A 23,444-nucleotide genomic window follows, 5' to 3' on the forward strand; every position below is an offset into this window, starting at 1 on the left:
ATCGCTCCCTGAAACAGGTAAATATCCGTGTCCGCCACATCTCAGAATCAGTCCGGCATCGACCCGACGGCCGAGCTCTCGCCCAGTGAATTCAACGACCTGCTGCAACGCGAGTTCAAGCCCCGCGGCGAGCCGGTGCGCGAAGCCATTGAAAATGCGGTGCAGACCCTGGCCCAACAGGCGCTACGCACGACCCACCTGATTGCCCACGACACCCTCGGCACCATCCAGGCCCTGATCGGTGAAATCGACGCCAAGTTGTCCGCGCAGGTCAATGACATCCTCCATCACCCGGATTTCCAGGCCGTCGAATCAGCCTGGCGCGGCCTCGACTACCTGGTGAGCAATACCGAGACCGACGAGAAACTCAAGATCCGTTTCCTCAACGTCGCCAAGGACGAAGTCGCCCGCGAGCTGAAGAAATTCAAGGGCGCGGCCTGGGACCAGAGCCCGCTGTTCAAGAAAATCTACGAGCATGAGTACGGCCAACTGGGCGGTGAGCCCTTCGGTGTGCTGATCGCCGATTTCTATTTCGATAACAGCCCACCGGATGTGGAGCTGTTGGCGTCACTGGCCAAGATTGCCGCCGCGGCCCATGCGCCCCTGATCAGCGCGGCGTCGCCGGCGGTGATGTTGATGGACTCCTGGCGCGAGGTCGCCAACCCCCGCGACCTGAGCAAGCTGTTCCTCACTCCCGAGCATGCCGCCTGGCGCAATCTGCGGCGCTCCGAGGATTCGCGCTATATCGGCCTGACCATGCCGCGTTTTCTCGGGCGTATTCCCTACGGCGCACGTACCGCGCCAGTGGAGGAGTTCGCCTTCGAGGAGGTCACCGAAGGCCAGGCGCAGAACTACCTGTGGGCCAATGCAGCCTATGCCATGGGCATCAATATCAACCGCTCCTTCAAGGAGTACGGCTGGTGCTCGCGGATTCGCGGCATCGAGTCCGGCGGCGCCATCAGCGGGCTGCCGGTGCATACCTATCCGACCGAGGACGGCGGCGTCGACATGACCTGTCCGACCGAGGTCGCCATCAGTGATCGGCGCGAAGTGGAGTTGGCCAAGAACGGCTTCATGCCCCTGGTGCATTGCAAGAACAGCTCGCTGGCGGCGTTTATCGGCGCGCAGTCCTTGCACGCTCCCCAGGAATACGACGACCCCGACGCCACCGCCAATGCACAGTTGGCGGCGCGGTTGCCGTATCTGTTCGCCACCTGTCGTTTTGCCCATTACCTCAAGTGCATCGTGCGCGACAAGATCGGCTCCTTCAGTGAGCGCGAAGACATGGAGATCTGGCTCAACAATTGGATTGTCAAGTACGTCGAGCATAACCCGGCGACCGCCAGCGACGCCGACAAGGCGCGCAAGCCGCTGGCGGGTGCCGAAGTGGTGGTGCAGGAAGTGGAGGGCAGCCCGGGCTTTTACCAGGCCAAGTTCTTCCTGCGTCCCCACTATCAATTGGAAGGCCTGAGCGTATCCCTGCGACTGGTCTCCCGACTGCCCTCGGTCAAAGGCTGAGGGGTTCATGCCCGACCGGGGCCTTGTCCCCGGAAAGGTACTTAACCATTCAAATAAACAGATGTTGGAGTCCGCATGATTGTATTGAAATTCAAAACCGAGATTAAGGGGAACTGCCAGGAGAAGGATCACAAGGACTGGATCGTCATCGACTCCTGGGGGTTCAGCAGTGGTCGTTCCATCTCCATCGGCAATGACCGTGAGCCGAGTGTCGGGCATGTCACCGAGATAACCTTGAACAAAACCACTGACGTCGCTTCGCCTAATCTGTTTATCGAGTCGGTTAGCGGCAAGTCCCTGGACGAGGCGACCTTGCGCATCATCCAGACCAGCGGTAGTTCGACGGGCAAGAACGAACCCTACGTCGAGTTCACGCTGACGGCGCCGATCATCAGCAGCTACTCCATCAGCGGTAGCGGTGATCGCCCGAGCGAAACCATCCAGATTAGCTTCACCGCCATCAAGTACCAGTACAAGCACTTCGTTGATGGCAAGGCTGTCGCGACCCTTGCAAAGAGCTACGACCTGCTCAGCAACACGACCGTGTGATCGAACGCCGACGGCCCCCGCAGCATGCTGCGGGGGCCGTCGGCGCCGGGTTTTTTTCGGGAGGATTTTCATGAGCACTTCCATGACACCGCTGCTCGAACGTCTGCTGCGTCCCGCCAATCCTGGCGATGAGATGACCCGGCGCCGGGCGGGGGGCGGTGCGCAGCAAGAGCTGGAACACCTGTGCCGAGATTTGACGCTGCTGTTCAATGCCACCGGACTCGGGGCGATCTGCCCGTTGGGCAGCCAGCCCCATGTCACCCGTTCAGTGCTCAACTATGGCCTGGGCAACCTGGCGGGCGTGGTGCTGTCGAGCATCGATACGCAGAAGCTCGAGAGCCGCATCCGTGAAATCGTCCTGGATTTCGAACCGCGCATCCTGCGTTACAGCGTCGCGGTGCAACTGCTGCCGGTGACGTCCTGCAGTGCCAGCCTGAATTTTCTGATCGAGGGCGAGATCCGCGGCCTCGATGCGTTGCACGCCTTTCGCCTGGAGTCGGCCTGGAACACCGAAAGTGGTGAGGTGCGGGTCCGGCCCTATGGTCGACCGTCCACCCATGGATGAGCGGCTGCTGCGGCACTACGAGCGTGAATTGAGTTTCCTGCGTGAAGCCGGTGCCGAGTTCGCCGAGGACTACCCCAAGATCGCCGCCACCCTGGGGCTGCGCCCCGATGAGGTGACCGATCCGTCGGTGGAGCGTTTGCTGGAGGGGCTGAGTTTTCTCACTGCCCGGGTGCAACTGCAAATGGAAGCCGAGTTTCCGCGTTTCACCGAGAGCCTGCTGGAACTGGTGCAGCCGCAGCAGTTGCTGCCGGTGCCGTCCATGGCGGTACTGCAGCTTTCCCCGGACTTGCAGGAGGGCTCGCTGGCCTCGGGGTTCACCTTGCCGGCCGATAGCGTGGTGCGCTCCGTGGGTGAGGCGGGCGGGCAAGACCCGCGCTGCGAGTTTCGCAGCCTGCGCCCGGTGACGCTCTGGCCCCTGGTCCTGGACTCGGCCGAGTACCTGCCCAGCGCGGGACTGCTCAAGGGCTTGCCCGCCAGCGTCGTCAAGGAGGAAGGCGGTGCCTTGCGCCTGCGTCTGCGAACCACCGCCGGGGTGTCCTTCGATCAATTGGCACTGCAGGAACTGACGCTGTTCCTGCGCGGCGATGGCTCGCTGCCGCTGGCGGTCCAGGAAGCCCTGTTGACACGTGCCGAAGGTCTGTTCGTACGTTGCGGCGAAGGCGAGGGCGGATGGAGCCCACGAATCGACCCCGAGCATATCCGGCAACCGCCTGCGCACCCGGTCTCCAGTCAGTATGCACGGTCGTTGAACAGTGACGCGGTGTGCGCGCAACTCAAGACCTTTCTCGCCTTCGCCGAGGGCGAGCGCTTTGTCAGCCTGGGTGGCCTGGGGCCGGCGTTGCGCGATTGTCCGGCGCGCAGCGTGGAGCTGGTGGTGGTGTTCGCGCCCCTGTCACAACCCTTGTCGGCGTTGCTCAATGCCAGCCACTTCGGGTTGTTCTGCGTACCGGTGATCAATCTGTTCAACAAGCGGGTCGAGCGAATCGTCGTCGATCCTTATCGGCATGACTTGCCCTTGGTGGTCGACAAGGCCCGGCCACTCGCCTACGAGATCCAGGAGGTCCTGGCGGTCCATGGCTATGCCGCCGGTTCCAAGGAGCGTCAGGTCATCCTGCCGTTGTATGCCCCGCAACGGCTGGATGGAGACGAGCGTCGCCTGGCGGGTTTCTACCAGATGCAGCGCACCCCCAGCCGCGTTCCGCAGCGCTTTGTCGACGGGCAGCGGCGTTATCGCGGCTGTGACGCCAGTCTGGTCGTGGCGCTGGAGGCGGACGCCGAGTTGCAGCGCCTGGCGGTGGACGTGCTGTGTTCCAACCGCGACCTGCCGTTGCGCCTGCCCCTGGGGGCGGGCAACACCGACTTCGTCCTCGACGTGGGCGCCCCGGTATTGGCGATCCGTTGTGTGGCCGGGCCTTCGCGACCGCTCCCCGCGCCGTCCCAGGGCGACCGGCAATGGCAGGTGGTGCGGCAGTTGTCGCGCAACTACCTGCCCCTGGCTCACCACGACGGGGCGGCCGGGGCCCGGGCCTTGCGCGAGTTGCTGGCGCATTACCTGCCCGAGGGCGACAGCAGCGGGCACAAGTTGCTGCAAGGCATCGTCTCGTTGCGCGCGCAGGTCGTCACCCGGCGTTTGCCCGGGGCCGGGCCGGTGGCGTTCGGTCGCGGGCTGAACCTGACCCTGGTCCTTGATGACGCCGCCTGCGAAGGCACCGGGACCTATCTGTTCGGCGCCGCGCTGGAGCGTTTTTTTGTGCGTTATGCCGCGCTCAATGCCTTTATGCAGACCGAGTTGCACAGTGTGAGCCGAGGCCCTATCAAGACCTGGCAGGCGAGGGCGGGTCAATGCATGATCTGGTAGCGCCACCGCCCGAGTTGGTCGAACAGCCCTGGCGCTACGATTTTTTTGCCGCGATGCGTTTGCTCGAGCGCACCTACCCTGATGCGCCGCGCTGGGGGACGGCGCAGCGCCTGGGCGACGATCCGTTGCGTCTGGCGCAGCACGTCTCGCTGGCGTTCGAGCCGGCGATGATCGCTCAACTGCGCCTGCGTGAGGGCCGTGCCGCGCAGCTGGCGGTGAACTTCTTCGGCCTGACGGGGGCGAACGGGCCGATGCCCCTGCATTTCAGCGAGGATGTGCTGTCGCGCCAGATCAACCATGGCGACAGTACCCTGGCGCACTTTCTCGATGTGTTTCACCACCGTCTGCTGAGCCTGCTTTATCGAAGCTGGGCGCGGGTGCGTCCGGTGGTCTGGGCCGATCGTCCGGCCGACGACCGTTTCGCCGACTATGTGTCGGCGTTCTCTCCGGGCCAGCCCCGCGCCTTGCCCAACGCCACGCGCTACTACGCGCCGCAGTTTATCGATCAGCGCCGCAGTGCCGCCGGTTTACTGGCCCTGGTCCGGGATCTGCTGCGCCTGCCGGTGGCGCTCAGCAGCCTGGGCCGGCATCGGACTGTCCTGGCATCCGATGAACGCTTGCAGCTGGGTCGGCGGCGCGAGTCGGCGCGGCTGGGCGGGGCCGCGTTGCTGGGGCGCCGGCTGTGGAATATCCAGCACAGTTTCTGCTTGCACCTGGGGCCTTTGTCCTGGGCGGACTACCAGCACCTGCTGCCCGGCGGACGTTACTTCGAACCCTTGTGCCAACTGGTCGAATGTTATGTCGGACCGACCTTTCAATGGGATCTCGATGTGTGTCTGGAGGCAGGGCAGCGACCAGGCCTGCAACTGGGCGCACGGCAGGGCCTGGGACGGGCCTGCTGGTTGGGGCACAAGGGTGCGACGGCAGCGGGATGGCGTTTCGAGCCCGCGCGCTTTCAGCGACCCGCACCGGGCCACGTCGGCTGATTTAGGAGTTATCCGATACCCCGCAGGGCACCCTTCACTGACACTGCGCGGGCTTTCCACGGATGTCTGTCTGGAGCACGCATGAATCAGCAAGTTGTAATGGGCGCCTTGCTTTCCTGTTCGTTTGGCGCCGCGCCGGCTCCCCTGGGTGTCCTGCCGCTGGGGCGGGTCAAGGTCGAAGGTCGGCTGGCGGCGAACATTCTCGATCATCAACCCATGGTCAATATTCCCGCCTTCGGCCTCTGTCACAGTCCGGCCAACCCCCAGGTCGCGGCGGCGACGGCCGCCGCCATGGGCGTGTTGACGCCGATGCCCTGCGTGCCCGCCACGCTCACGCCCTGGCAGCCCGGTGCGATGCGAACACGGATTGCCAAGCTGCCGGCGCTGGACCACTGCTGCACCTGCCAGTGCAACTGGGGTGGTCAGATCAGCGTCAATGCCAGCGCCACCCTCAAGACCACGATTGCCTGAGCGAGCCCTTGTCACCATGTCCGAAAACACCTACTACCGTGTCCAGGTGCCTGGCGTCGATGCCACGCTATTGCTGCTGGCGCTCACCGCCCAGGAGGGGTTGAGCCGGCTCGGCGAGTATGAGCTGACGCTCTCCTGTGCAGACGATGGCTTACAGGCCGATGACTTGCTCGGGCGACCCCTGGCACTGGGCCTGGGTGTCGAGGAAGGGCGGGGACGTTTCATCCAGGGTTATATCAGTGCCTTCAGCGCCATGGGGCGAGTCGGTCGCGATGCGCGCTACCGGGTTTCGCTCAGGCCTTGGTTATGGTTCCTGGCGCAGTCGCGGCGCCACCGGATTTTCCAGAACATGACCTTGAAGGAGGTGCTGGAGGACGTATTCAAGGACTATTCCGACTGTTTCGATTGGCGGGCCGAAGAATCTACGGAGCCGATGGAGTACTGCGTGCAGTTCGCTGAAAGCGACTTTGCTTTTTTCAGTCGTTTGCTGGAGGACGCGGGACTGTACTACTTCTTCGAAGACCAGGATGAGGTTCACCTGTTGGTCATCGTCGACTCCATGGGGATGCACAAGCCGGTGCAACACCTGCGTGAAATGAGTTATCGGCCCAACCTGGACAACAACCCGGGCATCATGCAGCGCTGGGAGTCCCGCGCCGAGCTGCGTCCTGGGTTGTTCAGCCTGGTGGACTTCGATTTCTCCAAGGCCAGTAACCGTGAAGCCAGCGTTCTCTCGGTCAGCCACGCGAGCGCGGCGACGTCGCGCCATGGTGATTATCGCCAGGAAGGTTTTCCGGGGCGCTTCAAGGGACGCCGGTCCGGCGAAGCCCTGGCACGGATTCAGCTCGAAGCCGCGCAGGTCTGCCAGCAGTCGCGATGGGGTGTCAGCCAGTCGCCTTACCTGGTGCCCGGTCAGTGTTTCAGCCTGGTCGATCACCCTCGAACCGAGCAGAACGGCGATTACCTGATTGTTGCCGCGACCTTGCAGTTCGATGAAGGGGCTGGGTTACGCTGCGAAGTCGAGGCGATCCCGACCACCCAGGTGTTTCGCGCGCCGATCCAGACACCGCGTCCGCTGATCGCCGGACCACAGACGGCCTTTGTGGTCGGTAAGGAAGGCGATCCGATCTGGGTCGACGAGTACGGTCGGATCAAGGTGCAGTTTCACTGGGACAGCAGCGGGCGACGCAACGAGACGTGTTCCTGCTGGGTCCGGGTCGCCCAGCCGATAGCCGGCAAGCGTTGGGGGGCGCTGTTCGTGCCGCGGGTCGGGCAGGAGGTGGTGGTGGAGTTCCTCGGCGGCGACCCCGACCGGCCCCTGGTCACCGCCGGGCTCTATAACGCCGGTCACCGGCCACCCTGGGAGCTGCCGGCCCAGGCGGCCCGCAGTGGTCTCAAATCACAGTCCCTGGGCGAGCAGGATGTCTACAACGAGTTGCGCTTCGACGACAGGAAGGGCCACGAGCAACTGCTGATCCATGCCGGACGCAATCAGGACCTGACGGTGCGTAACGATGCGTTCGCCAGCATTGGCAACGACTGGCACCTGACGGTGGGCGCCAATCAGTTTCTCAAGGTCGAGGATGACCTTCATGAGTCCGTGGGCGGCCGGCGCAACACTCGGGTCGACGCCGATCAATCGCTGGATATCGGTGGCGATAGCCATTGTCGGATTGCCGGCCAATGGCAGTCGAGCGCCACCGATATGGATTTCAAGGCCAACGGCAAGCTGGTGCTGGAAGCCGGCAAGAGCCTGACCCTCAAGGTCGGTGCCAGTACCCTGGTACTCAGCGCCGCGGGTGTGGCGATCAACGGCAAGACCGTGACCCTCGACGGTACCGCCTCGGTCGACATCAATGGCGGCGCCGCCGCGGCCACCACCTCGGCCAAGGCGGCGGCACCTGCGAAGGCCAAACAGCCCAAGGAGGCCGACGATGGTCGCGATTAAGCCGGTGTTTCGACGCGCCCTGTGCCTGCTGCTGGTGTCGACGCTCCCGGGCTGTGCCTGGTTCTGGTCGGACGAACCGCCGCCTGAACCGCGTATCGCGTTGTCCCTGGAAGCGGCACTGGACAGCAATCCCGACCTGCATGGGCGGCCGTCGCCGGTGATCGTCAGGCTTCTGCAACTGGCGGACAGCAAGCGCCTGGAACAGGTCGAGCTGTTCCAGTCCGAAGCCGCGGCCGAGCAGGCGCTGGGCCGTGATCTGCTGCGCCAGGAATCGGTGCTGCTGCGCCCGGGCCAGCAGCAGGAGCAGAACTTTCTTCCCGTGCCCGGCACCCGCTTTATCGCGCTGGTGGCCGAGTACCGCAATATCGACCATGCCCAGTGGTGGGCCTGGGCCGAAATCGACCCGACGCGCCCCTCGCGGCTGAAGGCCCAGATCGCTCGCCAGCGCGTGGCGTTGACGTCGGCGCCGGCAGAGGAGAACGCCGATGAGTAGTCACGACGGCGTCGTCTGGTCCGAAGGCATGTTTCTGCTGCCGCAGCACTTCCAGCAGCAAGAGCTCCATCATCGGGCCCGGCTGGCGCAGGTCCTGCGTGCCGTGCAACCCCATGGCTGGGGCTTTGCCACACTGAAAATCGATGCCGCGCAGTTGGCGCTGGGCAACCTGGCCCTGAGCGCCTGCGAAGGGATCATGCCCGATGGCAGTCCCTTCGCCCTGACGGACGAGGAACTGGTCCGGCTGCGTTATCCGGTGGCCGACGGCGAGCGTGACGTGCAGTTGGTGCTGGCCCTGGCCCTCAATCGCCCTGGGGCGGCGGACACCGAAACCGCCCCCGGGGACGACAGCCTGGCCCGTTACCGGATCAGCGAAGTCCTGGTGGCCGACGCCAATACCGAGGGCGGCGATCCGGCCTGTTTGCAGGTCTGTCGTCTGAACCTGAAGCTGGCGCGGGAGGCGGATGTCGCCGCCTCCCATGTCTTTTTGCGGGTGGCCCGGGTGGTGGAGCGCACGGCCGCCGGCCTGGTGGTGCTCGACCGGCAACAGGTGGCACCGTTGCTGGCCTGGCGTAGTTCGCCGGTGTTGGCGCGCTCCGTCGACGAACTGATCGCCCGCGCCCGCCAACGCGGTGTGGCCCTGGCTGGCGGGTTGGGCCAGGGCGGGCTCGGCGGGATGACCGAGATCCAGCAGTACGTGATGCTGCAGAGCGTCAATCGCGCCGAAAGTTTACTGATGCACCTGGCCAGCCAGCCGGCGCTACACCCCGAGTTGCTATACCGCGAGTTGGTGCGGCTGGCCGGCGAACTGGCGATTTTCGGCCAGGAGCGCAAGCGCCCCAGGGCGTATCCGCCGTACCGCCATGACCGCCTGGGCGAGAGCTTTGTGCCGTTGATCCAGGACCTGTTGCAGGCGTTGAGTGCGGTGGCCGGTGCCGACGTGGTCGCCCTGGCGCTCAAGAGCGGTGCCTTTGGTTTCCGTTTTGCCCAGGTGCCGGATATCAACCTGTATCAATCGGCGCGTTTTATTCTCGCGGTGCGTGCGCAGGTGCCCGACGAGGAACTGCGCAAAAGTTTCCCCAGCCGCTTGAAGATCGGTCCGGCCGAGCGCCTGCACGACCTGGTGAACCTGCAATTGCCGGGGTTGGCGATCCAGGTGTTGCCGACGGCGCCCAGGGAGCTGCCTTACTACCCCGGCTTCAGCTATTTCCAGCTGTCGAACGACCATCCCTTGTGGGCTGATCTGGTGGACACCAGCGGCTTCGGCCTGCATGTGGCCGGTTCGTTTCCGGGACTGCAATTGGCGTTCTGGGCCATCAGGGAGGCGTGATGGCGTTTGCCAGAACGGCTCGCGGATCGCGCAAAAACGCTCGCGAGCGTGTCCAGGCCGGACCGGCGGTTGCCGATGAAAACCTCTGCGTGCTGGCTGACGACCTGCTGCATGAGGTGGTGGTGTTCCAGCGGCTGAAGCGCCAGCCCGACCTGCCGGCGCTGCGTTTGCGCCTGATCGCCCGGTTGCGGACCTTCCAGCGGCAGGCCCTGGCTTGCGGTATCGAATCACGCATCGTGTTGCGTGCCCGTTATGCCCTGTGCACCTTGCTCGATGAAATCATCGCCAGCAGCGAATGGGCCCGGGGCGCCTGGTCACGGCACAGCCTGCTGATGACCTTTCATCAGGAAGCCAAGGGCGGCGAAGGATTCTTCGCCTATCTGGACGAGGCGCAGCTCAAGCCTGTGGAGCACCTGGCGCTGCTCGAACTGATGTACCTGTGTCTGGCCCTGGGCCTGGAGGGGCGTTATCGAATCGAACGCGAAGGCCGTTCGATCCTGATCCTCAAACGTGCCCGACTCTACGAAACCCTGCGCCTGCATCGCGAGCGTTATCCGCGTCCGTCGCCGAAAACCGCGCTACCGAGCCGCTGGCCACGGCGTGCGCTGCGCTGGACCTTGGGCGGCCTGCTGGTATTGCTGATGGGCCTCGCCGTCGCGGGTGCCTATGACTTGCAGGTGCGTTCCGCCCAGCAGCGGCTTGGATTGTCGCGGCTGTCGTCCACCGTGGCGGCATTCCCTCCTGCGCCGGCAGCCCTGCCCACGCTGGCTGAACGCCTGGCCGAGGATATCCGCGCCGGACGCCTGACGTTGCAGGAGGAGGCCGGCGCCGTGCGGCTGTTGCTCGGTACCAGGCAATTGTTTGCCCCAGGCGGCAGCGTGATCGCGCCAGAAAGTCGAGCCACCTTGCAGCGTACTGCCACGGTGCTGGCGGATTGGCCGGGGCGTATCCGGATCATCGGCCACAGTGACGACACGCCGGTGGGCAAGGGCCGGGTCTCCAACCAGCAGCTCTCGCTGCGGCGCGCCCGCGCGGTGTTGGTCGAGATGTTCGGTGCGGCGGCCGACCCCGGGCGGGTCCAGGCCCTGGGGCGTGGTGCCAGTGAACCACGGGTGCCGAATGACAGCGCGGACAACCGGGCGCGCAATCGTCGGGTGGAGATTGTGCTCGAACCGCTGTGACCGCCAGCGCCCCGCCAGGGGGCGCGTCACCCCATTTGCCCTCGCCGGATGACTGCCACCATGCTCTTGAGATTGCTGAAAAACCTGTTGCGGGCGCTGCCGCTGGTGGTGGGGCTTTATCTGCTGACCCTGCTGGTCCGCCATCAGGGGCCGCGCTTGTCCATCGATGGTGTTGCGCCGCTGGCCCAGGACTGGCAGCAGTGGCTGTTGCTGGGCCCTATGTACCTGGTGGGGCTGATTTTTTTCGGGTGGGCCCGGCGACGGCGCAAGCGTCGGGAGTTGCTCCGCGCCGAGGCGGCGCAGTCGGCGTTGCAGGAACTCAATCCTCCTGGCACCCGGGAACGGCGCTTGCGCGAGCGGTTGGAGCACTGGCGCCTGGAAAGCCAGGCCAACGCCAGCGGCCCGGTGTTCCTGCTGTTGGGGGCGACCGGTGCCGGCAAGCGCAGTCTGATGGGAGAGAAGGGCCGTCGCGCACCCACGGGCGACGAGTTGCCGCATGATGATTTGCACCCGGGGCGTATCGGCGCTTTTTCCGTCATGGCCGTGAGCTCCGCGTTGCTGACCCAGGCCGATCCTGACGGCAAAGGGTTATGGCGTTGCCTGCTCGATGAACTGAGCCGCTCGCATCGTCACGGCTTGGGGGTTGCGGGAGCGGTGCTGGTGCTCAATGCGGTGCATCTGTTGCGTCTGGCGCCCGCCGCCCGCGATGCCCAGGCGTTGATCCTGCGGGCGCGCCTGGAAGAGCTGGGCGCCCGGTTCGGTCAGGGCTTGCCGGTGCAGGTGATCGTCACCCACTGTGATCGCTTGCCGGGATTCGAGCCGTCGTTGCTGGCCTTGCCGGCCGAGGAACGAGACCTGGCGCTGGCCTTTGCCCATGGGCGCAATCGGCAGAACCTGTCGGGGCTGGCCGAGCGCCTTGTCCGCGCCTTCGCGGCGGTGCAAGACACAATACCCGAGCGTTTGCAGAGAGAGACACAGACCGCTGCGCGGGTTCAACTCTACGGTTTCCCGCGCTTGTGGCGACAGTTCGGCGAGGTCTTGCAGCCTTATCTGCAAACGGCGTTTTTCGAGCAGCCGCGGGTTGCGCAGGCCCATCTGCAATCGCTGCATTGCAGCGGCCACTTGCGGTTCGAGCCGGGCACCCGGGCTGCCAGCCAACGCTTGGTCCGTTGTCTGCAACAGAGTCGACGTCACGGGCGCTGGCGGGGATTCTTGTCGCGGGGTGCGGGCGGGGGGCGCTGGTTGCTGGTCTTCGGCGCGGCGGCCCTGGTCATTCTGTTGGCAACGCTGCTCGGCAACGGTTACTGGCTGCAGACCCGGCAGTTGCAGTGGCTGACCGAGCAACAAGTTTTGCTTGAGCAGTTACCGGCCAGCGCTACCGGAGCAAGTGTGACGCCGACGCTGCTCGAACGCCTGGCGCATTTCAGGAACCTGGCCTATCCACCCTCGGGCGCCGGGTTGTTGCCCGGCTTCTGGTTGAGCGAGTATCGCCGCTTGCTGGGCCAGACCCGCAGCCTTTACCAGCAGGCGTTACTCGATGAATTGCTGCCCGGCGTCGTACAAAGCTTGCAGCATTCCCCGTTGAACGAGCCGTATAGCGAGCGCCAGGAGCGTCTGCGCTTTTACCTGATGCTGGGCGGCCAGGGCCGCTTCGAATCGGCGGCCTTCGACGACTGGCTGTTGGCCCGGGTGCGGGGCGATCTCGGTCAGTCGCTGGCCCCGGAGCAACGCGAGCAATTGCAGGTTCATGCCCGGGCACTGATACCGCTGCTGGCGACGGGGCCGGTGCTGAGCGTCGATCCGCAGTGGGTCGAGCGGGAGCGTCGACAACTGCGTAGCGAGCCGCAACAGCAGCGTCTGTACGCCCGGTTGAGCACAATGTTGGCCAGTGCCGACGCGGAGGATTTCAGTGTCGTCGCGGTCAGCGGCAGCGAGGGCCTGCTGAGTCTTGCCCGGCGTAGCGGCGAGCCCTTGAACCGAGGTGTTCCCGCACGCTTCAGCCCCAAGGGCTATGAACAACTGCGGATCCGCCTGCCGTTACTGGTGGCCGAGGTGCTCAAGGATGAAGACTGGGTCATGGGCGAGGGGCTGCGGCTGGACGCACTGACCTTGCACAACGAAGTGTCGGCGCTTTATGCACAGGACTATATCCGTCACTGGGAAAACTTCTTTGCCGACTTGCAACTGGTTGGCCTCGACCAGCCCGAATCCCTGGCCCTCAGGCTCGAGCGGTTGTCGCGGGCCGACTCGGCGCTGTTCAGTCTGCTGCGCGCGGCAGGGCGTGAAACCCGCCTGGAGATCCCCGAGGTTCCCCAGCGTCTGGTCGACAGAGCGCGTCAGCAAGTGTCGTCACTGGCCTCCGGTTTCTCCTCGGAGGTGGCCAAGGCGCTGCCTGCCACGATTGCCGCCGAGGAGCACCTGGTCAACCGGCACTTTGCGCTGCTGCAACAGCTGACCGAAGGCAGCGCCGCCGGGCTTGAGGCATTGCGCGAAGCCCTGGCCCAGGCGGCGGTTTACCTCCAGGCCCGCGAGCAAGCCTTGGCGATGGGCTTGCCGAGCCCGCCGGTGGATGCCCTGGAGCAGCTGAGACGGCAGATCGACAGCCTGCCGCCGCTGCTGCATCCGCTGTTCGCCGATATCGTCAGTGTCGGCCGGCAACATCTGCATCAGAAGACGGTGGCGACGGTCGGTGCCAACCTGAACCTGCAACTGGGCCCCGAATGCTCGCGGCTGCTCGCCCAGCGCTATCCCTTTGACCGGCAGGCCCGGGAGCAGCTATCGCTGGCGGACTTCAACCGCTTGTTCGCACCTGCCGGGTTGCTGCAGGATTTCCAGCGCAGCCATCCGGACGTCACGCTGCTGGAGGGCAAAGTGGCGGCGCAGTTCCGACGTGCGGAGCAGATTCGCCGGGCGTTCTTCCCTGCTGCGTCCGACGTCGCACGGGTCGATTTCGAGCTCAGTCCCGTGTCCATGGATGAAAGCATCGCCCAGGTGCGCCTGACCCTGGACGAGTTGCAGCTCAGCTATGCCCATGGTCCGATCCGTCCCAGCCTGTTCACCTGGCCGACCCGGGCCCTGGGCAGCCAGTTGAGGATGGTGGTCACGCTGATCGACGGTCGGACCCTGGTGCGCTCGGCCGAAGGGCCCTGGGCCTGGTTCCGCTTTATGGAACAGGGGCGCCTGGTGCCGGCGCCGAGCGGAGAAGGTTACTGGTTGACCCTGGGCTTCGAGGACGTCGAGGTGGTGCTGCAATTGCGCAGCGCCAGCCTTGACCATCCCTTCGGCCGCAAGATCCTCAGCGATTTCCGATGCCCATCGACGTAGCGACTGTCGGTATTTGGCCTGTCCTGCACCATGAAGGTCGGTTTCGTAATGGGCCCGTGGAAATATCCTATGTCGGATGCACCGACGACTGTTTAGCATGACCTCCCATAGCCCACGCCAGAGGCGCCGATCGTCATCGTGGCGCGGCTGGCCGGGTGGGAGTCTGGCGCAGGGTGAGGGGCCCTGCGGATCAGGGGATGTATCGGTTGGGCAGGATGCCATGGTGAAGGGGTGGCGGTCCGCACAACGATTTTGCGTCGGTCGGACCTGACCACTGCCGAGTCAGTTTTTCATTGGCAGCAGTGCAGGAGAGTCCATGCTCGAGAAAAAGCCTACCCGCCTCATGATTCTGGACGACCACAGCCTGGTCCTGTGCGGCATGGAGATCAAGATCCAGGCCGAGGCCGATCTCTTGTTGCTGGGCAGCTTCAGCCGTGGTTCGACGCTGATGGCCGCCTTGCGCGAGGAGGAAGTCGACCTGGTGGTGATGGACTACTCGTTGCGCTCGGGCGAGGTCGACGGCCTGAACCTGATTCGTACCTTGAAGATCCGCTTTCCCAAGCTGCGGCTGCTGATCATTTCGTCCCTGTATGTACCGGCGACGGTGGCCCTGGCGCTGCGCTGCGGGGCCAGCGGCTTTATCGGCAAGGAGCTGAATTCCGACGAGTTCGTCCTGGCCATTCGTCAGGTGGCGGCCGGCAAGGTCTACCTGCACCCGGACATGGCAGAGGCATTGCAGGTGCATGAGGTGTCGCGGCTCGACATCGCCACGCCGGCCTCGGAATCCGAGGTCGCCAGCCTCGACGTGCTGGCCAGGACCTCCGAACTGACGGTGCGCGAGCACGAGGTGCTGCGCTGCTGCCTGGACGGCTTGTCGGTGAGCCATATTGCGCGCAAGTTCTCACGCAGTATCAAGACCATCAGTACCCAGAAGCAGGCGGCCTTTCGCAAGCTGGGACTGCGTGGCGACAACGAGTTGTACAAGGTGCGTTACCAGATGGAGGGGCGCTGATCTGCATTTTCCTGAAAATTCGCTGTCACAACCTGTTCAGTGTGCGCTCAGCGATGTCGAACTGATGCACAATACGCCCCGGACCGTTTTTCCTCAGGATTTTCAATGTCGACATCATTCCACTTGCGTGCCGTTGCATTGGCACTGATGCTGGCGGGCGCCGCGGGCTGCTCGTCGACCACCAAGACCGCCGTTTACGAACGGGAAAATTTCGACGACGCCGGCACGTTCTCACGCAATTACGGTGTGAGCGACGCGGCGTCCTGTGAAGCGGCCCGGCGTGCCTTGCTCAGCCAGGGCTATATCATCACCAGCAGCGACCCGAAGCTGATCAGCGGCAACAAGAGCTTCCAGCAGACCGGCGATACCCACATGCAGATCAGCTTCAGCGTGGTCTGTGCGGCGGATGGCGCGGCCAATCATCGCTCGACCATGTTCGCCAACGCCCTGCAGGACCGTTATGCGCTGAAGAAGGTCAACAACTCCGCGAGCCTCGGCGTGGGCGTGCTGGGCTCGGTGTCGATGCCGATCGGCTCGACGGATGACTCGATGGTCAAGGTGGCCAGCGAGACCGTGTCCTCGGCGACCTTCTATGACCGTTTCTTCACCCTGGTGGAGCTGTTCCTGCCACCTGAAGTGAAAAAAGAAAAACATACCGACGAGAAACCCAAGGCCGAACTGGGGATGCCCGAAGCGGTGCCGGCCAAGGCGGCGGATCCCAAGGCGGCAGAGCACAAGGCCGTCGACGCCAAGCCGGCGGACCCGACGCCTGCGCCGGCAGCGAAGGCCGCGGACCCTGTGCATAGTGCTCCTGTAGCTCCTGTAGCTCCTGTAGCTCCTGTGGCCCCTGCTGCTCCTGCCGCGTCCGAACCGGTCGCCGCGCCAGCCGAAGCCGCTCCGGTAACGCCGCTCGAGAAGGCTCCCGCCACTCCAGCCGCCCCGGCAACCCCCGCCGAGCCGACGCCTGCCCCGACGCCAGCGGCCAGCGAACCGGCGGCTCCGGCGCCTGCGGCTCAGTAAGCCGAGCACAAGGTGGCGGGGTCGGGTTTGTCGACCTCGATCCCGTGACCTTGTGACAGGGGACGCTGCCCGCAAAATAAAAGTGGGTAAATTCTGACCGTTCTGCTAGTTTTTTATTTCAGGCCCTTATTCAAGTGCCTGGGCAGACGGGGTGCTTCATTTTTCCTTCACATGGGACCCCTATGCTGGATCCAGCCCGTTCCCAAAGGCGCGGTCAGCAAGACAGCAGTTTACCCACGAGCGAAAAAGGAGTTTGACGATGGATGACTATCAAGAAGAGCTGTTGGAGTTCAGTGCTTTCGAATTGGACCCCGTTGAGCCGGCTGAAGACGCGACCGAGCTGTAAACGGTCGTTTTTCGGCTCAGGCCGAATGCCGCTGGCTGCGGCGGAACTCGCCGGGTGTCTGGCCGTTCCAGCGTTTGAAAGCCCGTTGAAAGGCCTCGGCTGAGGCAAACCCGAGCAGGTAGGCGATTTCGCCAAAAGCCAGTTCGGTGTCGCGAATATAGGTCATCGCCAGGTCACGGCGAGTGTCGTTGAGAATGGCGCGAAATTGCGTGCCTTCCTCGGCCAGTTTGCGACGCAGTGTCCAGGTCGGCAGCTTCAGGCGTGCCGCCACTTCTTCCAGGTCGGGTTCCCGACCGCCATTGAGCAAAGGCCCCAGCAACTGAGTGATACGTTCACGCAGACTGCGGGTGCGCGTCAGTTGTTCCAGTTCCCGTTCGCACAGTTGCAGCAGGTGCCGCCAGGTCCCGGGGCAATGGTTCGGGTTGCGCAGGCCGAGGCTGGCCTGGCTCAGGCGCAATTGATTGTGCTCGGCGGCGAAGTGCACCTGGCAGTCGCCCAGCCCCTTGTAGGCCGCCGCATAGTCCGGTTCGGCGAATTCGATGTCGATGCGTTCGGCGTGCAGCGTTTCGCCGCCGACGCTGGCCAGCTGTTGTAGCCAGCCGGCGATGATCGAGTCCACCACGAAGCGGTTATAGGCGTTGTACGGGCTGATGGAGTAGAAGCGCAGCCAGGCGCCGTCGGTGTCTTCGTGGAAACTCGACTGCCCGCGATAGTTGGAGCCGTAGAGCGCTTCGAAGCGGGTCAGGGTTCGCGCCGCTTCACGTACCGTCGGTGCCTGGGCGGCGGTGATACCGGCAAGGCCCGCCTGGGGGAGTCGGCTGAAACGACCCATGCGCAAGCCCAGGGCCGGGTCGCCGGTCAGTTGGATCGCCGCGTGCCCGAGGCGCATATAGCGCGGAATCGACAGCCGGGCGCCGGGCTCGGCCAGGCGCGCCGGGTCCAGCCCATATTGCTCCAGCAGCGCCCCAGCGTCCTGGTCATGGCTGCTCACCGCCTCGGCGAGGCTGTGGACGAAGCTCACGGACAGGTCGCCCAGGCGCATTGATACCGGCTTCATGGCAGCCACAGGTTCAGCAGGCGGGCACCGCGATCACTGCCGTCCTGCCCGTCGATGGAGCGCCCGTCCCGGCTGATAAAGCTCTGTCCCGAATAACGCTGGTTCCAGAACTGGCCACGGAGAAACACGGTCATGCCGGCCGTGGACTGGCTGGCGGGGGCGCGGCTGATCAGGGTCAGGCGATGCCAGGCTTCACCTTCGCCCAGTTCGCCGGGCCTGAGGCTGATCTCCGCCGGCGTGGCCGCGTTCTTGAAGCCGCGCCAGGGCTGTTCCCAGCTGTTCTTGCCGGGTAGCGAGGCGCTCACCGCAATCAGTGACACGCCGAGTTCGTCAAACCGGCGGTAGTTGTCCGGGTACCAACTGTCACTGCCGATCAGTACGCCGAGGCGCCCGGCCGGGGTCTCCACGGCATTCAGCTCCTGGCGTTCGCCACCCTTGATATAACCGCGTTCGTCGAAGGTCGGGTAGAGCTTGCGCTGGGGCTGGCCGAGGGGACGGCCGTCGGCGGCGAAGACCAGGCTGACGTTGTACAGCGCGCCCTTGCCGATTTTCAGGCTGCCTTGCTCGACGCTGGGATCCGGCAGGACGATGGAGCCGGCCACCAGTGTGACGCCGAATTCTTTCGCCAGGCCGCCGAACACCGCCTGGTAATCCTGGGCCATGCCTTTGGCCTTCATGCGCAGGCGGGCGTCTTCGAGGAAGCTGCGGCCCTTGGCATTGAACAGGGCACCGAGCAGCTTCAGCGGGTTGCCGAGCATCAGCCAGTTCATCGCCTCCTGCTGGTCGAGGGCCTGGTAGAGGTCATCCTTTTCCCCGCGCAGCAGCAGCCAGGTGCCGATATGTTCGGGCAGTACCACAATGGTCTTGGCGTTCAGTAGTCCCAGGCCACGGGCCTGTTGCAGATAGGCCGCCAACTTGCGGTGCAGGCGCGCCGGGCTCTGGTAGTCGTTGGGAAACAGCTCCGGTTGCAGGCCCAGCAGGTTGCCGTGCTCGCCCGCCACGCCCTGGTTCACGGCCAGGCGGATACGCAGGTCCGAGAGGTAGTGGCCGCTGCCACGTTGCTGGGTCCACACGCCATAACCGACGACGGTGGCGAGCAGCAGGACCGATAAGGAGAAGAGCAGGAATTTGTGCATGGGGGCGGATAACGAACGACCGTGTGCGGGAGTCGTCGACTAGGGTAGGGCCCACGGGCGTGCTTGCCAAGGGGCGCTGCACATTTGGATCAATAAGTTGTCAGTTTCGGTCATTGAGCCAGGGCCTGGGCGTCTTTAATGTGCCAGTCATACAACTGACGGGGGCCGAAGAGCTTCCCGCATCCCGTGATCTTGCCCGTTGTGGAGTTTCTATGACCGCCGCCCAATACCCGCACCTGCTGGCCCCGCTCGACCTGGGTTTCACCACGTTGCGCAACCGCACCCTGATGGGCTCGATGCACACCGGCCTTGAGGAAAAGCCCGGCGGTTTCGAGCGCATGGCGGCTTATTTCGCTGAACGTGCTCGTGGCGGCGTCGGCCTGATGGTGACCGGCGGTATCGCGCCAAACGACGAGGGCGGGGTGTATTCCGGCGCGGCCAAGCTGACCACCCAGGCCGAAGCCGACCAGCATCGCATCGTCACCCACGCGGTGCATCAGGCCGGCGGCAAGATCTGCCTGCAGATCCTCCATGCCGGGCGTTATGCCTACAGCCCGAAACAGGTGGCGCCGAGTGCGATCCAGGCCCCGATCAACCCGTTCAAGCCCAAAGAGCTGGATGAGGAAGGTATCGAGAAACAGATCGCCGATTTCGTGACCTGTTCAGCCCTGGCCCAGAATGCCGAGTACGACGGCGTCGAAATCATGGGTTCGGAAGGTTACTTCATCAACCAGTTCCTCGCGGCCCACACCAACCACCGCACCGACCGCTGGGGCGGCAGCTACGAGAACCGCATGCGCCTGCCCGTGGAGATCGTGCGCCGGGTGCGTGAGGCGGTGGGTTCGGACTTCATCATCATCTTCCGCCTGTCGATGCTCGACCTGGTGGAAGGCGGCAGCACCTGGGACGAAATCGTCCAGTTGGCCAAGGCCATCGAGCAGGCCGGCGCGACCATCATCAACACCGGTATCGGCTGGCACGAGGCGCGGATTCCGACCATTGCCACCAAGGTACCGCGCGCAGCGTTCAGCAAGGTCACCGCCAAGTTGCGTGGCTCGGTGGGCATTCCGCTGATCACTACCAATCGGATCAACACCCCGGAAGTGGCCGAACAGATCCTCGCCGAGGGCGACGCCGACATGGTTTCCATGGCCCGGCCGTTCCTGGCCGACCCGGAGTTCGTCAACAAGGCGGCCCAAGGGCGTGCCGACGAAATCAATACCTGCATCGGCTGCAACCAGGCCTGCCTGGACCATACCTTCGGCGGCAAGTTGACCTCCTGCCTGGTCAACCCGCGGGCCTGCCACGAGACCGAGCTGAATTACCTGCCGGTCACCCAGGTGAAGAAAATTGCCGTGGTTGGCGCCGGGCCGGCGGGTCTGTCGGCGGCCACCGTGGCGGCCGAGCGCGGGCACCAGGTGACGCTGTTCGATTCGGCCAGTGAGATCGGTGGCCAGTTCAATGTCGCCAAGCGTGTACCGGGCAAGGAAGAGTTCTTCGAAACCCTGCGTTACTTCAAGCGCAAGCTGCAGACCACCCATGTCGAGGTTTGCCTGGATACACGGGTGGATGTGGCGCAACTGGTGGCTGGCGGGTACGACGAGATCATTCTCGCCACGGGCATCGCGCCACGGTTGCCGGCGATTCCCGGCATCGATAATCCCAAGGTGTTGAGCTACCTGGATGTGCTGCTGGAGCGCAAGCCGGTGGGCCACAAGGTGGCGGTGATCGGCGCTGGTGGTATCGGCTTCGATGTCTCGGAGTTCCTGGTGCATGAAGGTGTGGCCACCAGCCTGGATCGCGAGGCGTTCTGGAAGGAGTGGGGTATCGACACCCACCTTGAGGCGCGTGGCGGGGTGGCCGGAATCAAGGCCGAACCCCATGCACCGGCCCGTGAGGTGTTTCTGTTGCAGCGCAAGGCCTCCAAGGTCGGCGATGGCCTGGGCAAGACCACCGGCTGGATTCACCGCACCGGGTTGAAGAACAAGCGGGTGCAGATGCTCAACAGCGTCGAGTACCTGAAGATCGACGAGGCGGGCCTGCATATCAGCATCGGCGGTGGCGAGCCGCAGTTGCTGGCGGTGGACAACGTGGTGATCTGCGCCGGGCAGGACCCGTTGCGCGAGTTGCAGGACGGGCTGGTGGCGGCGGGGCAGAATGTGCACCTGATCGGCGGTGCGGACGTGGCGGCGGAGCTGGATGCCAAGCGGGCGATCGACCAGGGTTCGCGGTTGGCGGCTGGGCTGTAGGTCTGAGCAGACTGAGCGCGGCTTTTCTCCTGTAGGCGCCGGCTTGCTGGCGATGGCGCCTCGATGAGCGCTGCAAGGCTTAAGGGCCTCTTCGCGGGCAAGCCCTGCTCCTACAACCTTGTGTCGTGCGCAAATTTTGTGATCGGCTCGAATCTGTAGGAGCAGGGCTTGCCCGCGAAGAGGCCCTCGAGAACGCCACAAGACCTGAACTGTTAAACTGGTGGGTCTCCTCCCATCGGACCACCCCGCAATGCTACCCCCTGCTGACTGGCACCCCCACGCCCCCCTCGAACCCCTGCACCTGGACTGGCTGACCCAGGCCGAGGTCGAGGTGGCCATACTGCGCCTCGACCTGATCGATCCGCTGATCAGCGGCAACAAGTGGTTCAAGCTCACCGAACATCTGGCGGCGGCCCGGCAGGCCCGTGCCGAAGGCCTGATCAGCCTGGGTGGCGCGCACTCCAATCACCTGCACGCCCTGGCGGCGGCGGGCAAGCGTTTCGGTTTCCCCACCGTCGGCCTGCTGCGTGGCAATCCGGTACAAACTCCCACCGTCGTCGATCTCCAGGCCTTCGGCATGGAGCTGCACTGGCTCGGCTATGGCGGTTATCGGGCGCGGCATGCGCCAGGCTTCTGGGAGTCGTGGCAGCAACGCTATCCACATCTGCGCGGCGTTCCGGAGGGCGGTGGCGGTTTGATGGGCGCGCGTGGTTGTGGGGTCTTGCTGGAAAAGGTCCATGAGCAACTACCGGCACTCGGCTGGGATGACTATCACGGCTGGTGGCTGGCTGCCGGAACCGGCACCACCCTGGCCGGGCTGGTGCTGGCCGAAGCCGGGCGTCGACCGGTATATGGTGCCCTGGCGGTGCCGGCTGACCATGGCGTGGCACCTTTGGTCGCGGCGATCCTGGAGGAGGGCGGGGTAATGAGCCCGGCGTTTGAACTGATCGACGCCTGCCGTGGCGGTTTTGCCAAGGTCGATCCGACGCTGCTGGATTTTATCGTGCAAAGCGAGCAACAGAGCGCAGTACCGCTGGAGCCGCTGTATACCGGCAAGGCTTTACTGGCGCTTCAGGAAGAGGTGAACGCCGGACGTTTTGCCCCTGGCACGCGCCTGGTCTTCGTGCACACCGGTGGTTTACAGGGTCGCCGAGGTTTTACTTTGTAAACCCGGTCCTTGTAGGAGCAGAGCTTGCTCGCGAAGGGGCCCTCAAGATCGCCAAAGGCTTCGCTGGCAAGCCATGCTCCTACAGGTTGCGCAGGGCTCCGAGACCTCGCGTTATCGTTGCGAGCAAGAAGGCATCGGGGCTCAAGCACGACGCTTGGGCAGTATGCGTAGCAGGGTGTTATCCCGCACGAAGTAGTGGTGATACAGACCGGCCAGGGCATGCAGGCCGATCAGCCAGTAGCCGATCGTCGCCAGCAGTTCATGCCAGCCCTTGATCTCTTTGGCAAAATCCAGGTTTTCCCCCGTCAGCGCCGGCAGCTCGACGCCGTAGAACAGCACCGAATGTCCTTGCGCACTGACGACCAACCAGCCCAGGACCGGCGTAGCGATCATGAACAGGTACAAAGCCCAGTGCATCAGCTTGGAAATCAGCATCTGCCAGACCGGCGGCGCGGGGACGATCTTCGGTGCCACGCCGAGGGCACGGGCCAGCAAACGCAGCCACACCAGCAGGAACACGGTCAGGCCGAACATGTAGTGCGCCTCGACGATCAGCGCCCGGCCGCCGCTGCCCTTGGGGAATATCCCGCGAAACTCGATACAGGCGTAAACCACCGCCAACAGCACCAGCATCAACCAGTGCAGTGCAATCGACAGGCTGCTGTAGCGACTGTCGGTATTTTTCCACGGCATACGGTGTTCCTCGAATCATCAGGGCTGGAACCTCCATTCTTGAGCGACGGAGTCCCTACACTTTAATAGGTTTAGCAGCATTTCGCCCAAGGCAACTCAAGGAAGGACCTGCATTATCCGCAACTGGGATTTGCTTTTATATATGCTTATCCATATATTCGATAAAACATATGTGTCGAGTGGCTCGCGATGTCCTGTTTTGCCTCCCCTGTGGAACTCTTCAAATGCCTGGCTGACGAAACCCGTAGCCGCGTTGTGCTGCTGGTGGCTCGTGAGGGTGAGCTCTGCGTGTGCGAATTGACCGCCGCCCTGGAATTGAGCCAGCCGAAAATCTCCCGGCACCTGGCGCAACTGCGCCAGGGCGGGCTGCTGGCTGACCGACGTCAGGGACAATGGGTGTTTTATCGTCTGCACCCGGAGCTGCCGCAATGGGTTTCGACCTTGCTGCAAGGCACCCTGCAGGCCAGCGAGCAGTGGCTTGCGGCGGATATCCGGCGCCTGCAGGCCATGAACGACCGACCACTGCGCTGTTGCTGAGCG

At 64.2% G+C, this 23,444-nt stretch carries 19 protein-coding genes; 16 read left to right on the plus strand and 3 right to left on the minus strand.

Features of this window, described 5'->3' with window-relative positions:
• The first annotated feature begins 27 nt into the window (after window positions 1-27).
• From tssC to M5C01_RS04365, 13 genes are all read left to right on the plus strand, one after another.
• Complete coding sequence (gene tssC, locus M5C01_RS04305; protein ID WP_103495070.1) at window positions 28-1,518, plus strand: type VI secretion system contractile sheath large subunit; 1,491 nt, start codon at window positions 28-30, stop codon at window positions 1,516-1,518.
• A 75-nt stretch (window positions 1,519-1,593) separates the two neighbouring features.
• A complete protein-coding gene (locus M5C01_RS04310) occupies window positions 1,594-2,067 on the plus strand; it encodes a type VI secretion system tube protein Hcp (protein ID WP_103495069.1) in 474 nt (157 codons plus the stop codon).
• Between the two features lie 70 nt (window positions 2,068-2,137).
• Window positions 2,138-2,632, plus strand: coding sequence for a GPW/gp25 family protein (locus M5C01_RS04315; RefSeq protein ID WP_177102298.1), 495 nt, complete (start codon window positions 2,138-2,140; stop codon window positions 2,630-2,632).
• The gene (tssF, locus tag M5C01_RS04320) at window positions 2,607-4,490 is read left to right on the plus strand and encodes a type VI secretion system baseplate subunit TssF (protein WP_248764280.1); all 1,884 of its coding nucleotides are present in this window, start codon (window positions 2,607-2,609) and stop codon (window positions 4,488-4,490) included. Before M5C01_RS04315 ends, tssF begins: the two co-directional genes overlap by 26 nt.
• Window positions 4,475-5,476, plus strand: a complete 1,002-nt coding sequence (tssG, locus tag M5C01_RS04325; protein WP_152737402.1) for a type VI secretion system baseplate subunit TssG — start codon at window positions 4,475-4,477, stop codon at window positions 5,474-5,476. Before tssF ends, tssG begins: the two co-directional genes overlap by 16 nt.
• Window positions 5,477-5,557: 81 nt before the next feature.
• On the plus strand, window positions 5,558-5,947 hold the full coding sequence (locus tag M5C01_RS04330) for a DUF4280 domain-containing protein (protein ID WP_152737403.1): 390 nt from the start codon (window positions 5,558-5,560) through the stop codon (window positions 5,945-5,947).
• A 16-nt stretch (window positions 5,948-5,963) separates the two neighbouring features.
• Window positions 5,964-7,895, plus strand: a complete 1,932-nt coding sequence (gene tssI / locus M5C01_RS04335) for a type VI secretion system tip protein TssI/VgrG (RefSeq protein WP_178129753.1) — start codon at window positions 5,964-5,966, stop codon at window positions 7,893-7,895.
• Window positions 7,882-8,388 carry a type VI secretion system lipoprotein TssJ gene (tssJ, locus tag M5C01_RS04340; protein WP_178129754.1) on the plus strand — a complete coding sequence of 169 codons (507 nt, stop codon included), beginning with the start codon at window positions 7,882-7,884 and terminating at the stop codon, window positions 8,386-8,388. Before tssI ends, tssJ begins: the two co-directional genes overlap by 14 nt.
• Entirely contained in the window at window positions 8,381-9,718 is a 1,338-nt protein-coding gene (gene tssK, locus M5C01_RS04345) for a type VI secretion system baseplate subunit TssK (protein ID WP_152737406.1), read from the plus strand. Before tssJ ends, tssK begins: the two co-directional genes overlap by 8 nt.
• Window positions 9,718-10,899 (plus strand): type IVB secretion system protein IcmH/DotU, encoded by a 1,182-nt coding sequence (gene icmH / locus M5C01_RS04350; protein WP_152737407.1) that lies wholly within the window; start codon window positions 9,718-9,720, stop codon window positions 10,897-10,899. The genes tssK and icmH overlap by 1 nt, the downstream gene beginning before the upstream one ends.
• Window positions 10,900-10,959: 60 nt before the next feature.
• Window positions 10,960-14,223 (plus strand): ImcF-related family protein, encoded by a 3,264-nt coding sequence (locus tag M5C01_RS04355; protein ID WP_178129755.1) that lies wholly within the window; start codon window positions 10,960-10,962, stop codon window positions 14,221-14,223.
• Window positions 14,224-14,539: 316 nt separating this feature from the next.
• Entirely contained in the window at window positions 14,540-15,235 is a 696-nt protein-coding gene (locus M5C01_RS04360) for a response regulator transcription factor (RefSeq protein ID WP_103495061.1), read from the plus strand.
• A 105-nt stretch (window positions 15,236-15,340) separates the two neighbouring features.
• Window positions 15,341-16,255 carry a DUF2242 domain-containing protein gene (locus M5C01_RS04365; protein WP_152737409.1) on the plus strand — a complete coding sequence of 305 codons (915 nt, stop codon included), beginning with the start codon at window positions 15,341-15,343 and terminating at the stop codon, window positions 16,253-16,255.
• Between the two features lie 362 nt (window positions 16,256-16,617).
• Here M5C01_RS04365 and M5C01_RS04370 read toward each other — a convergent pair whose 3' ends face one another.
• A complete protein-coding gene (locus M5C01_RS04370; RefSeq protein WP_152737410.1) occupies window positions 16,618-17,658 on the minus strand; it encodes an AraC family transcriptional regulator in 1,041 nt (346 codons plus the stop codon).
• Window positions 17,655-18,794 (minus strand): carbon-nitrogen hydrolase family protein, encoded by a 1,140-nt coding sequence (locus M5C01_RS04375; protein WP_152737411.1) that lies wholly within the window; start codon window positions 18,792-18,794, stop codon window positions 17,655-17,657. The genes M5C01_RS04370 and M5C01_RS04375 overlap by 4 nt, the downstream gene beginning before the upstream one ends.
• Before the next feature lie 212 nt (window positions 18,795-19,006).
• Between M5C01_RS04375 and M5C01_RS04380 the strand changes: the two genes are divergently transcribed.
• Window positions 19,007-21,043: an NADPH-dependent 2,4-dienoyl-CoA reductase gene (locus M5C01_RS04380; RefSeq protein ID WP_152737412.1), complete on the plus strand. Its 2,037-nt coding sequence runs from the start codon at window positions 19,007-19,009 to the stop codon at window positions 21,041-21,043.
• A 250-nt stretch (window positions 21,044-21,293) separates the two neighbouring features.
• Entirely contained in the window at window positions 21,294-22,211 is a 918-nt protein-coding gene (locus M5C01_RS04385) for a pyridoxal-phosphate dependent enzyme (RefSeq protein WP_103495056.1), read from the plus strand.
• Window positions 22,212-22,352: 141 nt separating this feature from the next.
• Here M5C01_RS04385 and M5C01_RS04390 read toward each other — a convergent pair whose 3' ends face one another.
• Window positions 22,353-22,904 carry a cytochrome b gene (locus M5C01_RS04390; RefSeq protein ID WP_152737413.1) on the minus strand — a complete coding sequence of 184 codons (552 nt, stop codon included), beginning with the start codon at window positions 22,902-22,904 and terminating at the stop codon, window positions 22,353-22,355.
• Between the two features lie 189 nt (window positions 22,905-23,093).
• Here M5C01_RS04390 and M5C01_RS04395 point away from each other — a divergent pair, with 189 nt between their 5' ends.
• Entirely contained in the window at window positions 23,094-23,441 is a 348-nt protein-coding gene (locus tag M5C01_RS04395; protein ID WP_113024085.1) for a metalloregulator ArsR/SmtB family transcription factor, read from the plus strand.
• The last annotated feature ends 3 nt before the right edge of the window (window positions 23,442-23,444 follow it).

This window comes from Pseudomonas sp. MWU12-2319, assembly GCF_023242525.1.
Lineage (GTDB): Bacteria > Pseudomonadota > Gammaproteobacteria > Pseudomonadales > Pseudomonadaceae > Aquipseudomonas > Aquipseudomonas gingeri_D.